The sequence below is a fragment of the Fictibacillus halophilus genome, assembly GCF_042680145.1.
GTDB lineage: Bacteria > Bacillota > Bacilli > Bacillales > Fictibacillaceae > Fictibacillus > Fictibacillus halophilus_A.
The window spans coordinates 3,092,853-3,108,483 of the sequence record NZ_JBHTNQ010000001.1; the positions used below are offsets into that span (position 1 = coordinate 3,092,853).

Genomic DNA, 15,631 nt, shown 5'->3' on the forward strand with positions numbered 1-15,631 from the left:
ACTCCCTAAAAAAGCTTTTCAACGCCCTGCAGAATACCAGGGAGATTTATTTTTACATTCGTTTCATTTTCAAGATAAGGCATACTCGTTACCCATTTTCCGTTATCTAAATTATACTGCTGTTTCTTTTGTTCGATCTCTTCATCAGTCAGCCACTGCAAGGTGTTAGAAGGACAGACACTGGCACACATCGGTGGAATGCCATCCTTCGTACGATCAATGCATAGATCGCATTTATACATCAGGTTTTGCTCTGTATCGAATTTCGGAATACCGTATGGACATGCGATCGTACAGTTTTGGCAGCCGATACATTTTTCAACAAGCGCTGACAGTACTGCACCTGTTTCATGAATTTGAATGGCTTGCGCAGGACAGCTTCTCGCACAAGCAGGATTTACACAGTGCAAACACATGAGCGGCATAGTCTGACGGTTAACAAGCGGGTTCACGTCATACACGTAGTTGCGGTTTCTTTCTTCATGCCCACCGCACTGTGTACAAGCAGCAAGACAAGAACGGCAGCCGATACAGTTTTCAAGCTCAAGATATAATCGCTTTTTCATTTATTGCACCTTCTTTATTTCTATTTTTTGAATTTGAGCCGCGCAGGCTTTAAACTCTGGCATTCTAGAAATAGGATCCAGTGCTGCGATCGTGAGCAGATTGATAGATTCCTCGTGTCCAAAGTGATAAGGGACAAACACCGTATCTTCCCGAATGGCTTCTGTAATCTTCACCTTATAATGTGCAGTACCGCGCCTCGTATAAAGTCTGACTATCTCATCATGTTTTACCCCGTACTCTTTCGCTGTTTCTGGATGTACCTCCACATATGGATCTGGGCACATATCATGCAGAAATGGAATTCTTCTAGTCTGGTTGCCTGATAGATAGTGGTACACCACACGGCCTGTTGTAAGTCGCAGCGGGTAATCATGGCAAGGTTCTTCTGCGGGAGGCCGGTAAGGAAGCGCACAGATCTTCGCCTTTCCGTCAGGATGATAGAATTTTTTATCCAGAAACATGTGCGGTGTTCCTTTATCGTTTTCATCTCTGCACGGCCAGAAGACGCCATCTTGTTCATCGATCTTATCCCATGTTGCGCCAAAGTAATCGGCATATCCGCCTTTTGATGCAAGACGGAATTCTTCAGCTACATCTCTTGCTGTTTTCAGATGTGAAAAATATTTTCCTTTTCCTAGCCGTTCTGCAAGTTCCACTTGAATCTGCCAATCTGGTTTTGATTCTCCGATCGGTTCTTGCGCTTTATTGATCTTGATGATGCGCCCCTCCAGGTTTGTAACCGTGCCTTCATCTTCAGACCACGTTACAGCTGGCAGAACCACATCGGCAAACTCCGCTGATTCAGAAAGATAGAAGTCTGAGCACACCATAAAATCAAGATTTTTCATCGCCTGGCGTACAAAATTTAAGTTTGGCGCTGACACAGCAGGGTTTGAACAAAGCAGGTATAACCCTCGAATCTCTTTTTGATCCATGAGCTCGAACATCTCATAGGCTGAAACACCCGGCTTTGGCATTTCTTCAGGTGTGATTCCCCAAACCTGGCAAACTTCCTTTACATGCTCTGGGTTCGTTATTTTTCTGTATCCTGGGAGAAGATCAGATTTTTGACCATGCTCTCTTCCTCCCTGCCCGTTTCCTTGCCCTGTAAATGTGGCAACACCTGATTTAGGTCTGCCGATCTTGCCTGTTACAAGTGCCATGTTCACATAAGCTGAAACGTTATCGACTCCCTTATGCTGCTGTTCGATCCCTCTGGCAAACATCACGATCGCATTTGGTGCTTTTCCGTAGATATCTGCAGCCTGAATAATTTTTTCCGGTGCAACCCCTGTTATGAAACTTGTATATTCCGGTGTGAATTCAGATACAAGTTCTTTCGTTTCTTCAAAACCGTTCGTATGATTTTCAATAAAATCCTTATCGGCATAGTTTCCTTTTAGAAGAAGGTGCAAGATTCCGTTAGCAAGTGCAAGATCTGTTCCAGGCTTCAGATCAAGATGAACGTCTGCTCTTCTTGCGAGAGGTGTTTCCCTTGGATCTGCCACGATTAAATAACCGCCTCGCTCCTGAACCGCCCAAACTCTGAACATCGATGTCGGGTGGCATTCCGCTGTATTGCTTCCCGCTATAAAAAGACAGTCTGTTTCATGAATATCCGTCCAAGGAAGAGTGGATCCTCTATCTACACCGAACGAGCGTAGGAACCCGCCTGCCGCACTCGACATACAAAAACGGCCATTATAATCGATGTAACGGGTGCCGAGCGCTACCCTTGCAAATTTCCCTGTCAGATAGCACTTTTCGTTCGTCATCGAGACTCCGCTGAAAACAGATAATGCGTCTTTTCCGCAATTTTTCTGCAGCTCTAGAAATTTTTCTGCGATCAGTTCGTACGCCTCATCCCAGCTCGCTTCACGAAAGCCTTCTTTTGTTCCTTTTAAAGAAGCATCATCACGGATCAGCGGTTTAAGAAGACGATCTTTATGGTTCGTCTGCTGGTAAGCTGTTACCCCTTTCGGACACATCTTCCCGACTGTAACTGGCCAGTCGTACCGCGGCTCTACTCCGATGATCTTGTTTGTCAGTGTATTAACTCTCAAATTCATTCCGCACTGCATCCCGCAATAACTGCAATGTGTTTTTATCAGTTTTTCATTCGGATGCTCCAGATTCTCTATTTCTTTAAAAAATTTATCCCTTTGCATTTTGATTGGCCTCCTTGACCTTTACTTGATGAGTAGGAAAACCTGAAAATTGGGCGATTCGATATTTTCTCCGGCAAGGAAGACACAATTCTGCAAGATGGAAGCCCTCATTCATTTCGTAGCGGATATCGTTCACGCCAAGCACTTGAATCACATCGTTAGATTGTTCAGCTGAAACAAATCCCTCGCCGCAAACACGGCATTTCTTCGTCTCCACCTCCGCGTAATGCTCCCGGTAATTTTTTGCGAAAACACTCAACGGCCGGAAAGGAATATGAGCCAGCTTTCCAAAAGGCAGATAGATTAGGGTTATGATTACAGAGTATTGATGAATGAGAGACATAACCGGATGCCCCCAGCCGTGCAGAAAGACATTGGAAAACGTTAATAAAAGTCCTGTGATGCTGATAAACAACAAAAGATAAAGCGGCAGGAAATCGTACATAAACTTTTGTTCAGCTCTCGCCTGCATGTTTTTCAAGCGGCGATATAGTGCCATGCACACACCCGCTATTACCATGAGTGCCGTAAAATTCAGCGCATTGTAGAAGAAGAAAGCGATAATTCCGTCTGCTTCTACTCTCATCAGATTTACTCCCATTCCAACGACGGTGTAATATCCGTTATCCTCCATCGTGAAATACATCCAGCCGAATACTAATGGAAACGTTACGAAACATGAAAGGATGCAGCCCCAGCCGATCAGGATATGCTGTGTCCATCGATAGATTCCGCGGTTCCAGATAAAGTTGTATGTACCGAGATGTTCAACAGACGTTTTTGGCGTTGATTTCCGAAACAGCAGTTTCATTCCTTTTTTGATGAATAACTTTGTTGGCGGCCGCTCACCCCACGCAATAAAGCGGTAGAAGAAACCCCCGATAAAAACAATCGTACCGACCATATAGCCGTAAAGATTTAAATCAATATGTGTAAACATTCTTGAACCAATAAACGTTAAGACTGCTAAAAAGATGACAGATATAAACATGGATTTAGCGAATTTAGAAGCAAATGCGTGGTTAAGGTTTTGACCGCCTTGCACTTTGGACTCCAACTTTCCGAGCATATGAATCCTCCTCTTAAACTTAGATAACAATAAAAAACCTCTTGTTCTTAGTGTAAGAAAGAAGAGGTTTTTTCAACATCAGGGAAATCCCCCATCATGAGGGGGAGAAACCCTTATATTTTTATTCGGAAAAATATATGAAAGAAAATCTTGTCACATTTATGACCAAATGATTACATTTTTTCATATTATGAGCGTTTGTTTTGGATTGAGATTTGTTTGAAGGTATGATGGCAACGAGAAGATGAATTAAGATTTGAGGAGGAAGATGATGAAAAACGAAAGAATCTTATTAGTGAACCGTCCAAAGGGAACGCCAGAAAAAAGTGACTTCCGCTTTGAAGAAACAGTAATTCCAGAGCTTGAAAATGATCAAGTATTGGTAAAAACAATCTATCTTTCTGTAGATCCATATATGAGAGGACGCATGAACGATACAAAATCTTATGTGCCTCCTTTTGAATTAAACGAAGTCATCTCAGGAGGTGTAGTTGGCCAGGTGATTCAATCTCGTTCAGCTGAGTTGGCTGAAGGCGATTTTGTAATCGGCAACCTCGGCTGGCAAAAATACAATGCCGTAAGTGATGCTTCAGTAAGAAAGCTTGATCCTTCTATTGCACCGCTTACCGCGAACCTTGGCGTGCTTGGAATGACAGGCTTAACTGCTTATTTTGGCTTGCTTGATATCGGCAACCCGCAAGAAAGTGAAACCGTTGTTGTCAGCGGTGCAGCCGGAGCAGTAGGAACAATCGTTGGACAGATCGCTAAAATTAAAGGTGCGCGAGTTGTTGGGATTGCCGGGTCTGATGAGAAGATTTCATATTTGAAAGATGAATTAGGCTTTGATGAAGCGATCAATTATAAAACAGATGATGTTTATAAAGCACTGAAGACTGCATGCCCTGATGGTGTGGATGTGTATTTTGATAACGTTGGCGGCGAGATTTCCGATCATGTTCTTCGCCAGATTAATAAAGGTGCGCGTATCGCCATCTGCGGACAGATCGCTCTATATAATTTAGAAAAAATTGACGTAGGACCGCGTATCCAGAGTCAGCTTCTGATTAACAGCGCACTTATGAAAGGCTTTATCGTGAGTGATTATGCGGCTCATTTTGAAGAGGGTGCCGTTCAGCTCGCGAAATGGCTAAAAGAAGGCAAGCTTTCTTACAGCGAAAACATTGTTGAAGGCTTCGAGAACACAGTAGATGCCTTTTTAGGACTGTTTTCTGGAGAAAACACAGGAAAACAGCTTGTAAAAGTAGCTGAGCCTGAAAATCTATAAGAAAACGTTATGATGGAGGCTGTTTTTAACCTGAAGAGAGGTTGGAAACAGCCTTTTCGTTTATAATTCCTGAAATATTAACAATAATCTCGCGAGTTTTATCTATAATCCCGCGAAAAACTTAATTAATCCCGCAAATTTTTGTTAAATACCCGCGAGTAGACAAATACGCCATCGTTCACCACTCAAAAAAATAATAGCTTTAAAAAGACTGCACTCCTAAAAGTGCAGTCCACCTTATCCTTATTTAAACTGGCAGTATCATACTAACCGTCGTTCCTTTGCCTTCCTCACTATGAAACTTAAGCTCACCTTTATGCTCTTTCATAATTTTTGAACTTACCATCAAGCCGAGACCGGTTCCTTTTTCTTTTGTTGTGTAAAAAGGTTCTCCGAGTCTTGCTAATCGGTCTGGCGGGATTCCGCACCCTTGATCTTTTACGGTTAAATGAATGCAATCATCTATCATTTTTCCTTCAATGGAGATGATTCCACCCTTTGCCATAGAGTCCATTGCATTTTTAACAACATTGATCAATACTTGCTTCAGTTCATTTTCTTCAGCCGTAATAAACGGCAGTTTTTCACATAAGTCACTTTGGATCTCAACATTTTGTAAAAGTGCCTCTGGCTGAAGCAATGTTTTTACAAACTCAACAAGCTCCCGAAGCGACGTTTTTTTGTAAGACTTCGCTTGCGGTTTCGCCAGCAATAACAGCTGCCCCATGATTTGATCGATGCGGTTCAGTTCTTTATGCATGATGCTGTAATAGTTCGCAGCGTCGAGTTGTTCGCATTCCTGAAAAAGCTGAATGAACCCTTTTAAAGAGGTTAACGGATTTCTGATTTCATGTGCTACTGATGCGGCAAGCTGGCCGACGATCGAAAGTTTATCGGATTGGCGGAGCATTTCTTCAGACTTTTTACGTTCCGATATATCACGGGTAACCCCAATAATCTCAACCACTTTTCCCGTATTATCCGCAATGCTTTTACAAGACGTTTCGAGCCAGACGAAATGTCCTTCCTTATGCTGCAGCCTGAATTGAACAGTTGCCGTGCATGGTCCTTGTATCAGTTGCTCATGGCCTCTCCATGCCGCTTCTTCATCATCGGGGTGAAGCAGCCAATAGCCAGTTTTACCAATTAGCTCTTCCTGCTTCCTGCCAAGCAGCGTTTCACAAGCAGGAGATACATACGTATATGTGCCGTCCATCGTATGTGTTGTGATCATATCCATCGCATTTTCAGCGAGCAGCCTGTATCTCGCTTCACTCTCTTCAAGCAGTACGCGTGATTCGATCTTTTCCGTTACTTCCCTGCCAAAAACGAGCAGGTTTTTTCGGGAGCCATCCGGATTAAACACGGGAATTTTATAGACATCAAAAAAGCGCGTGCTTCCGTCTTTTGCAGGTACAAATTCCTCACAGCGAACAATTTCCTTTGCCTGCCAGACTTGTTCATCCGTTTCAATGCAATATTGAAAGACATCTTTAAAGAAAGGCTTAATCTCTGCAAGGTCAGCATCTGTTTTCTCTGTAAAATCAAATCCGGGCAGTTCGAAAAGCTTGCCAACAAATTCGTTTGCAAACAAAAAGCGTCCGTTTCCATCTTTTATCCCAATAAAATCCGGAACGATGTTCATCAGCGTTTTTAATAATGGCTCTTGGCAGGAGTGAACGATCGAAGGCTGCTCTTCCAATATAAAATACCGGTAGAAATCTTCCTTAACAGGCAGCAAGCCTTCACTGATCTTCACACTTATAAAGCCTTTTGCTGTTAAAAGGGTTCCATCTTCTCCATCTTTATGACGCAAAACGATTTCATCAACAGACTTTCCTTTTAAAAAAGCTGCGTCTTCTGTCAGTTCTAGAAAATGCTGATTCACTGCAGCTATATTCATGCTGGGTGCAACAAGCACAACTGCTTCTGAAAGCTGGTCTATAAAATCCTGTATATATTTCATATCTCTTGTAATCGCTTCCATTACGACCGTTCCCCCCTTTTTACTGACATTTATCTACTCTTAACTATAGCAAAAAAGACTGGAATGCATAACAAATTTCGACATTTTCTGATATTTTCCAATGAAAATGTCATACAAAACACTCATATTTCTTTAAGTTCCCATTGATTTACTTTTATTCTTTCTATATATTTATTGAATGTAGGAGGTCAGACCTCTTATTGTCTATAATTAAATTTAAAAAGTAATGAGGGAATTTTATGGGTGCTATCGGATTACTATTTTCTGGGGCAGCATTATTTTTGAACAGTTTAATGCTGCTTGGCAAAGCAGAAGAAAAAAGTGTAGCGTTTTTTAATATATTAGTTGGAGCATTGCAGGTCATTACGCCGATCTATTTAATCATTACATCTGACCAATCGAACTGGTCAATGTTCAACAATGGGGCTGTCTTTTTATTTGGATTCACCTATCTTTATTTAGGGGCAACCATCTTGAAAGGCTACGATTCGAGCGGCCTTGGCTGGTACTCTCTTTGGGTTGCGATGATGGCGCTCGTTTATGCAGTTGTTTTTTACATTCAAGAAAACGATGCACTTAACGCTCTTATTTGGGTGATGTGGGCCTTTTTATGGTTCTTGTTCTACTTATCATCTGCTCTTAAAAAGCCATATGAAGCTTACATCGGAAGAGTCGCTTTTGTTCAGTCATGGGTAACATTGACGCTTCCATCACTATTCATGCTGCTTGATATGTGGCAAATTGCGAAGCTGCAGCAAATTTGGATCTATGTTTGTGTAGCATCATCAGTATATTTTGCAGTGGAAGCTATTCTGTTCTTTAAAGGGAGAAAGCAAGAACAGCTTCAGGAATTAGCGCAATAGTAGTAGCGTTGAAGGCTACCCCGTTTTGTAGGGGGTAGCTTTTTTGTTTGAGTAAAATATGCAGAGGGGTATTTGGGGTGCGAAATTTGTCACAGAATGTCGACTCCTGGTTATATTCTTTTATCCGTGGAATTAATCGTTTTTATATCCGGTAAGGTATAAAAAATAAACAGTTTTTATCACCAAAACTGTACCTATTTCATTAAAACAAAAGGATGCAGTCCCAAAAACGGAACTGCATCCTTCTTTCTCTAGAAAAAGAGTTTATTATTTTACCCAGCCAAGCAAGATTTCACGAAGAAATTTGCTTGCTGCGATTGGTGTTTGTTCTGACGGGTCATAAATGGGAGCGACTTCTACTAAATCTGCTCCGATAATGTTGATGTCTGCTTTTGCGATCAGCTGAATCGCTTCAAGAAGCTCTTTAGATGTGATTCCGCCCGCTTCTGCCGTTCCTGTTCCAGGTGCTGCAGACGGATCAAGCACATCGATGTCGATCGTTACATAAACGTTGCGTCCTTTTAATGTCGGAAGCACTTCTTTTAAGGGCTCAGCAACATCAAACTTGTACATATGCATGCCGCTTGTTTTAGCGAATTCGAACTCTTCACGCATGCCTGAACGGATTCCGAAAGAATACACGTTTTCTGCTCCGATTAGATCGCAAACTTTGCGGATCGGTGTTGAGTGAGATAATACTTCTCCTTCATACTGCTCGCGAAGATCAGCATGTGCATCAATATGGATTACTACATAGTCATCATATTTTTGCTTTAATGCTTTAAAAACAGGCCAAGTTACAAGGTGTTCTCCACCCATGCCGAGCGGGAACTTGTTGTCGGCTAAAAGTGTAGAAACGTATTCTTCGATCATATCGAGTGAACGCTGAGGATTTCCGAACGGCAATGGAATATCTCCTGCATCAAAGTAGTTCACTTCTTCAAGATGCTTGTCCATGTACGGGCTGTATTCTTCCAGTCCGAGTGACGCCTCGCGGATTCTAGCAGGACCAAAACGGCTGCCTGGGCGGAACGAAACAGTCCAGTCCATCGGCATTCCGTAAAGTACTGCATCTGCCGTTTTATAATCAGGCTTGCTTAAAATAAATACATTTCCAGAATAAGCTTCATCAAAACGCATAAGTTTTACACTCCTTATATGTAAAATACGGGGAGCTCTTATAAAAGCTCCCCTCACTTTTTATTTCAATAGGTCACTTACAAACTTCGGCAATGCAAATGCAGCATTGTGAAGCTGCGGTGTCCAATATTTAGTTTCGATATCGTGGAAACGCTCAGCTGGCACTTCTAATGGATCGTGTTTCTTTGAACCGATCGTGAATGTCCAAAGTCCGCTTGGGTAAGTCGGGATGTTTGCTGTGTAAAGACGAGTGATCGGGAAGATCTCGCTAACGTCACTGAAAACTTGAGAGATCAACTCAGGTGTGAACCAGGGGTTGTCTGTTTGCGCAACAAAAATTCCGTCTTCTTTAAGTGCTTTAGAGATTCCTTCATAGAAACCTTTTTCAAAAAGCTTAGCAGCAGGTCCAACAGGCTCAGTTGAGTCTACCATGATAACGTCATACTCGTTCTCGCTTGTTGCGATGTGCATGAAACCGTCGTCCACTTTTACTTCAACACGCGGGTCCTCTAAGTCACCAGCGATTTCAGGCAAGTACTTTTTAGAGTACTCAATTACTTTTCCGTCGATCTCAACAAGAACTGCTTTTTCAACAGATAGGTGCTTAAGGACTTCACGGATTACTCCGCCGTCTCCGCCGCCAACTACTAAAACGTGCTTAGGGTTTGGATGCGTGAATAGAGGTACATGCGCTACCATCTCGTGGTAAACGAACTCGTCTTTTTGTGTTGTCATTACCATGCCATCAAGGATCAGCATGTTTCCGAATTCTTCTGTTTCAACCATATCAAGCTTTTGAAATTCTGTTTGCTCAGATACGTATGTTTTGTTAATCTTCATTGTAATTCCGAAGTTTTCTGTTTGTTTTTCAGTAAACCAAATACTCATGTTGGTCTCACTCCTAATATATATTTGAAATGCCAGGCATCGTTGTTTCGTTCTTTTACAAACAAAATGATTATAGCATTCCAGGACCTAAGATTCCAATTCATTTTTTTAGAGAAATGAACACCGAGAAATTATGACATTTAATAACCCGCCCAATCTCAATGATTCCCTATTCTGCTTATTCTAAAAATAGTACATTCACCCTGTTTCTTTAGGCTGACTTTTAACCTGACATTAAATGTTATAATGAAGACAGCGTTCAGAAGGACAGACGGCCGGCGCATTCCCTTTTTTAAACTGAAGCTGGACATCTCGCTGTATTTGCAGCTTACAGTTAAGGGGGGTGATGCCTCTGACGATCTTTGAGGCGTTGATGTTTGCGGTCGCTTTTAGCTCGCTTATCGTTACTGTCCTTACGTCTAAAAATAAATAGGCCTCTGTCACACGTGTAAAGGCACCCGGGTTTTCGTTTAGATGACCCGGCCTCGCTTTTCCGGCTCGTGTGTCCCTTCTGGCGCGCCATTCGTCCGTGTATTTTGCACGGGCGATTTTTCTTATAGAGTCTAGACTCCCTCCCCTAGGTTTTATTATGTAAAAAAAAGGCTGTTTAGCGTATAAATTGTTGCTCTACGATAGTAGTTGATTTACGTGGGGTAGGCACGCGCCTTGCTCTCCAATCAACTTGCAAAGGAAGCTAAAAAGCAAAAAACAGCCAGAACGATCTTACCGTTTTGGCTGCTTTACTCCTATTTTTCAAGTTAGAGATGAGAAACACTCGAACTTAACGTTACGATCTTTTCAATAATGGTATCCCAGTCTTCCTTATGAATTTCATGCCCTGTTCCCTCTAGCTTAACGAGTTCTGAATGGGGAATAGCTCTTGCGAGAGCTTGAGCATGTTCAAAAGGCAGAGCTGGATCTTCTGTACCGTGAATAATTGTCACCGGCACTTTTATTTCCTTCATCCTATCTAAGTATTCTTCACCGCCGCCCAACAAAACATAATTAAACCGGCTCTGAATCTGTTTGGCACGGCTAAGTTCTCTTTCGGCAAGCTTAAACATTCTTTCTTTTTCAAAAGGTTTCGAACCGGAAAGTGTCTCCCATCCTCCTGCCAAGTAAGCAATGGCAGCTTCCCGGTCTGACCAATCAAGCGAAGCACTCTTAGAATGGTAATCTAGTATCCTTTGATCCATCTGTGGCAGACTTGCCTGCTCCGTACCAAAGACACTGGATGCAATGATGGTAAGGCTAAGTACACGATCCGGATGCTTTACAGCCATGATCTGTCCGATCATCCCTCCCAATGACATACCCGTGATATGAGCCTTTTCAATAGAATAGGCTTCAAGAATACCAAAAGCATCATCGGCCAAGTCTGCGATCGTATAATTGGATGTACCAGGCTGGTAAACGATTGACTCTCCTAAATCGCGATGATCATAACGGATCACGAACCTGCCTTTTTCAGCAAGACGCTCACAGAACTCTTCATCCCACCAATCAAGCGATGACATCGCTCCCATGATTAATAGGACAGCAGGGTCCTTTGGGTTTCCGAAACTTTCTGTATAGATATCTACTTGATTTACATGTACTAATTTTCGGTTCATACTTTTTGTCCTCCGTGATTTTATTTTCTTATCGCTTTTTGTGAAGCGCAGAACAGAAATCTCTCTACGGAGTTTTGGCCGCCTGCACTTTCAATTATCTAAGTTTGATCCATTTGATAATCATGACGTGTCGGCCTCCTTTTTATATATTGCGTATGAGATTACGCACATGTTCATTCTAACATGATTACACGTATGATATTTCCATTTATTGATAATTCATACAAAGATACTAGGTACCGAAAATAACTGGTGGGAACTTATCCTTTGTGTAAGTCTTTGTACATAAAAAAAGGGACTCATTCAGAGACCCTTTAAATCATTTTATAGTCTTCGATTTTCTAAAGTCGTGCTAGCAGTTCCTTTGTCCGCTCTTTCGCGTTTGCCATCACTTTTTCTTCGTCTATCGTTTTAAGCTCTCGGCCCCGCATCACGATCTCTCCATCGATGATCACTGTATCAACATCTTGTCCTGTCGCTGCATACACGAGCAGATTTGCCGTTTCATGACTAGGCGTTAGATGCAGTTTGTTCATATCCATCAGGATCAAATCTGCTTTTTTACCAACCGTTAATGAACCTGTTTCCTCGCCTATTCCTAAAATATCTGCTCCGTTTTGTGTCGCCATCGTTAGTACATCATGGGCACTCAATACTGCAGCGTCTTCATATTTCAGCTTTTGGAACCAGCTTGCTGCTTTCATTTCAAAAAACAGATCAAGCGAACTTGCGCTAGCCGGCCCATCTGTTCCAATCCCCACTTTGATCCCTGATTCAAGCAGTCTCTTAACATCACTTATGCCGCATCCCAGTTTGGCATTGCTGATCGGATTGTGAATAATTCCGCCCTGTACAGACTCCAGAATTTTATAATCATCATTATTAAAATGAACACCGTGTGCAAGCAGAACTGGCCGTTCGAAAACACCTGCCTGCTGCAAATATTGAACAGGTCTCATTTTATATTTTTCCTGAATCATGCGTTCTTCGTCTTTCGTCTCTGCAAGATGAATATGCAGCGGCACGTCTTTCTCTTTAGAAAGACCAACTGCAGCTTTCAAAAAGTCTGGAGGACACATATACGGGGAATGCGGAGCGATCATCGTTGTCACTCTACCATTGCCTTTCCCGTGCCATCGGTCAACGACTTCAGATGCTTCTCGCAAACGCACTTCATAATTATCATCCATCGCGATAAGCCCGCGTGCAATGACTGCCCGGATTCCAGATTCCACAGCGGCTTCAGCTACATGATCCATTCTGATATACATGTCTGCATATGCCGTCGTTCCGCCCTTTATCATCTCTGCCATTGATAAAAGAGCTCCCCAGTAACGGTCTTCGTCGTTCATTTTCATTTCAAGTGGAAGCATCTTTTCGTTCAACCATGTCATAAGCGGTACATCATCACTATAGCAGCGCAATAACGACATCGGCGTATGTTGATGACCATTCACTAGACCGGGCAAGGCGAGCATGCCTTTTCCGTCCACTTTTTCGATAGATTCTTCATATGTAAAGTTTCCTATGTCCTCAATCTTGTTTTCTTTAATAAGGATATCCCCAGAATTAACCGTCCATTTGCCATCTTCAGCCATCGTCATATAACGAATGTTTTGTATCAGCATTTCCCGTACCTCCTTCATCTTCTGCCATTATAGCATTTATGAGGAGTTGATTTCCGTTCCAGGATGCTCGCTTTCCGCGGGGCGTGCGGTGAGCCTCCTGACGCTTTGCGACTTTAGGAGTCTCACCTGTCCCACTGATCCTGCTGGAGTCTCGCACCTTGCACTCCAATCACTTTTTCAAAAGGATGCTATCTAGAAAAGAACCTACGTTTAAGAGAAGCCTTTTTTCACCATACTAGATAAGAAAAAGTGGATTTTAAGGAGGGCGGATTATGAAGTTTTGGCAGATTTATAAAGAAGCTACGAAACAGCAAAAAATACGCTGGATCAAAAAATGGGGACTTATTACCTCAGGAAGTCTTGTTTTATCATTTATCGGACTTCTGCTGCTAGCCAAACTCATGGGTCCGCCTGCTCTTTTAGTACCGCAAACGACGATTATGTACGCAGCCGACGGTTCTAAGATGGGCGAAATCAACAACGGAGGACAGAACCGATACTGGATGCCCCTCGAAAAAATTGATAAAGATGTGATAAAGGCAACGATATCTATTGAAGATAAAAGTTTCTACCAACATAATGGTTTTGATTTTAAGAGAATCGCCGGTGCACTATTAGCTGATATTAAAGCCGGCTCTAAAGTACAAGGAGCAAGCACGATTACACAGCAATATGCCCGCAACCTCTTTTTAACGCATGACAAAACATGGCGCAGAAAATTTCAGGAAGCTTTTTATACTCTGCGCCTCGAAATGAGTTATTCAAAAGATGAGATTTTAGAAGGTTATTTAAATACGATCTACTACGGACACGGCTCATACGGAATCCAGTCCGCTTCCCGGTATTATTTCGGAAAAAATGCTGAGGATCTAACACTTGCTGAATCAAGCATGCTCGCAGGCATTCCGAAAGGACCGAGCTACTACTCCCCGATCCTTCATGAGGAAAACGCAAAAAAGAGACAGGAGATTATCCTTACGAGCATGGCTGAAGACGGTTCTATTAAAAAAGGAAAGATTAAGAATGCTGTGTCTGAAAAATTAACCTATGTTCAGGAAGAGGATGAAGAAATCGCTGCAGTTGCCCCTTATTTTCAGGATGCTGTCATGCGAACTCTGAAAAAGGAACTCAACATCAATACAAATTCGATTCAGTTCGGCGGTCTGCGCATTTATACAACACTCGATCCTCATATGCAGGAGGTCGCAGAGCACACGATTGAAAACCGAATTATCGATAACAGCAATATACAAACTGCCCTTGTGGCGATGGATCCGCGCAGCGGTGATGTGAAAGCCTTAGTTGGCGGGCGGAATTTTGAAGAAAGTTCGTTCAACCGCGCCCTCCAGGCTAGAAGAGCTCCAGGTTCAACATTTAAGCCGTTCCTTTATTACACAGCCCTGGAACACGGGTATACAGCCTCAACTCCTATCAAGTCTGAACCAACAACGTTTGCTATGGCAGACGGAGTTACGAATTACAAGCCTAAGAATTTTAAGAATCGCTACGCAAACGACTTTATAACGATGGCACAAGCACTCGCTCTTTCTGACAACATCTATGCGGTAAAAACAAACCTTTATTTAGGACCGGATAAGCTAGTAAAAACAGCAAAGAAATTCGGCATTAAAAGCGAGCTTGCAGGGATCCCTTCCCTGGCACTTGGCTCAAAAGCGGTCGGCGTTTTAGAACTTACGAATGCATACGGAGTCTTTGCAAACGGCGGAAAGAAAGCGGACCCTGTTTTCATTACGAAAATTACCGATTCAAAAGGTGAAGTGCTCTATCAACATGAATATGAGAGTGAACAAGTAATTGATGAAAACAAAGCATTTGTCATGACAGACCTTTTAGCTGGGACGTTTGATGAAAAACTGAATGATTATACGAGTGTAACAGGGTCAAGCATCAATCATTATTTGACTCGGCCAATGGCTGGAAAGTCTGGCTCCACACCAAACGACAGCTGGATGGTCGGGTATGCCCCGCAGCTCGTAACAGGAGTTTGGGTCGGGTACGATAATAACGAAGAGCTTCATGATGTGAATGATACAGGATATTCAAAGCGAATCTGGGCGTATTTTATGGAAGGTGCATTGAAAAACAAACAGATTTTATCCTTTGAGCAGCCAGAAGGTGTAACCGCGGTAACGATTAACCCGCAAAATGGAAAGCTCGCAACGGAAAGCTGCCCGGTAACACGCATCTCGTATTACGAAAAAGGAACAGAGCCCGTTGAATTTTGTGATGAACACGGTGTTTCTAAAGAAATAAAAGAAAAACTGGAGAAAAAAGAAGAGAAAAAAGGATTTTTCAAGCGGATTTTTTCTTGGTGAGTCGCTGGACCCCTGTCAGCTGGGTAGCTGCAAGGGGTTTTTATAAGCGTAATCCGATAATCTCGGAAGTTTCTATGATAATTCCGC

The 15,631-nt window shown here is 42.5% G+C and carries 11 protein-coding genes; 3 read left to right on the plus strand and 8 right to left on the minus strand.

All coding sequences use genetic code 11. From position 1 onward, the window contains the following. Positions 1–5: 5 nt before the first annotated feature. Genes ACFQ4X_RS15605 through ACFQ4X_RS15615 form a run of 3 tightly spaced genes read right to left on the minus strand, consistent with a single transcriptional unit; the run spans position 6 to position 3,804 of the window. Positions 6–566 carry a 4Fe-4S dicluster domain-containing protein gene (locus tag ACFQ4X_RS15605; RefSeq protein ID WP_379836649.1) on the minus strand — a complete coding sequence of 187 codons (561 nt, stop codon included), beginning with the start codon at positions 564–566 and terminating at the stop codon, positions 6–8. Further along, positions 567–2,735: a molybdopterin oxidoreductase family protein gene (locus ACFQ4X_RS15610; protein WP_379836651.1), complete on the minus strand. Its 2,169-nt coding sequence runs from the start codon at positions 2,733–2,735 to the stop codon at positions 567–569. Continuing rightward, complete coding sequence (locus ACFQ4X_RS15615; protein WP_379836653.1) at positions 2,722–3,804, minus strand: hypothetical protein; 1,083 nt, start codon at positions 3,802–3,804, stop codon at positions 2,722–2,724. Before ACFQ4X_RS15615 ends, ACFQ4X_RS15610 begins: the two co-directional genes overlap by 14 nt. Positions 3,805–4,072: 268 nt before the next feature. Here ACFQ4X_RS15615 and ACFQ4X_RS15620 point away from each other — a divergent pair, with 268 nt between their 5' ends. Continuing rightward, positions 4,073–5,089, plus strand: a complete 1,017-nt coding sequence (locus ACFQ4X_RS15620) for an NADP-dependent oxidoreductase (RefSeq protein WP_379836655.1) — start codon at positions 4,073–4,075, stop codon at positions 5,087–5,089. 247 nt (positions 5,090–5,336) lie between these two features. Here the strand turns inward: ACFQ4X_RS15620 and ACFQ4X_RS15625 are convergent, their stop codons facing one another. After that, positions 5,337–7,076 (minus strand): PAS domain-containing sensor histidine kinase, encoded by a 1,740-nt coding sequence (locus ACFQ4X_RS15625; RefSeq protein WP_379836657.1) that lies wholly within the window; start codon positions 7,074–7,076, stop codon positions 5,337–5,339. A gap of 239 nt (positions 7,077–7,315) precedes the next feature. Here ACFQ4X_RS15625 and ACFQ4X_RS15630 point away from each other — a divergent pair, with 239 nt between their 5' ends. Then, positions 7,316–7,939, plus strand: a complete 624-nt coding sequence (locus ACFQ4X_RS15630; protein ID WP_379836659.1) for an AmiS/UreI family transporter — start codon at positions 7,316–7,318, stop codon at positions 7,937–7,939. A 267-nt stretch (positions 7,940–8,206) separates the two neighbouring features. Here ACFQ4X_RS15630 and speB read toward each other — a convergent pair whose 3' ends face one another. The 4 genes from speB to ACFQ4X_RS15650 form a co-directional block, all read right to left on the minus strand. Further along, positions 8,207–9,079: an agmatinase gene (gene speB / locus ACFQ4X_RS15635; protein ID WP_066294038.1), complete on the minus strand. Its 873-nt coding sequence runs from the start codon at positions 9,077–9,079 to the stop codon at positions 8,207–8,209. A 60-nt stretch (positions 9,080–9,139) separates the two neighbouring features. Beyond that, on the minus strand, positions 9,140–9,967 hold the full coding sequence (gene speE, locus ACFQ4X_RS15640) for a polyamine aminopropyltransferase (protein ID WP_379836661.1): 828 nt from the start codon (positions 9,965–9,967) through the stop codon (positions 9,140–9,142). Positions 9,968–10,725: 758 nt separating this feature from the next. Then, positions 10,726–11,580: an alpha/beta fold hydrolase gene (locus ACFQ4X_RS15645; RefSeq protein WP_379836663.1), complete on the minus strand. Its 855-nt coding sequence runs from the start codon at positions 11,578–11,580 to the stop codon at positions 10,726–10,728. A gap of 341 nt (positions 11,581–11,921) precedes the next feature. Next, entirely contained in the window at positions 11,922–13,208 is a 1,287-nt protein-coding gene (locus ACFQ4X_RS15650; RefSeq protein ID WP_379836665.1) for an amidohydrolase, read from the minus strand. A gap of 272 nt (positions 13,209–13,480) precedes the next feature. Between ACFQ4X_RS15650 and ACFQ4X_RS15655 the strand changes: the two genes are divergently transcribed. Continuing rightward, positions 13,481–15,544 (plus strand): transglycosylase domain-containing protein, encoded by a 2,064-nt coding sequence (locus ACFQ4X_RS15655; protein ID WP_379836667.1) that lies wholly within the window; start codon positions 13,481–13,483, stop codon positions 15,542–15,544. Positions 15,545–15,631 lie beyond the last annotated feature (87 nt).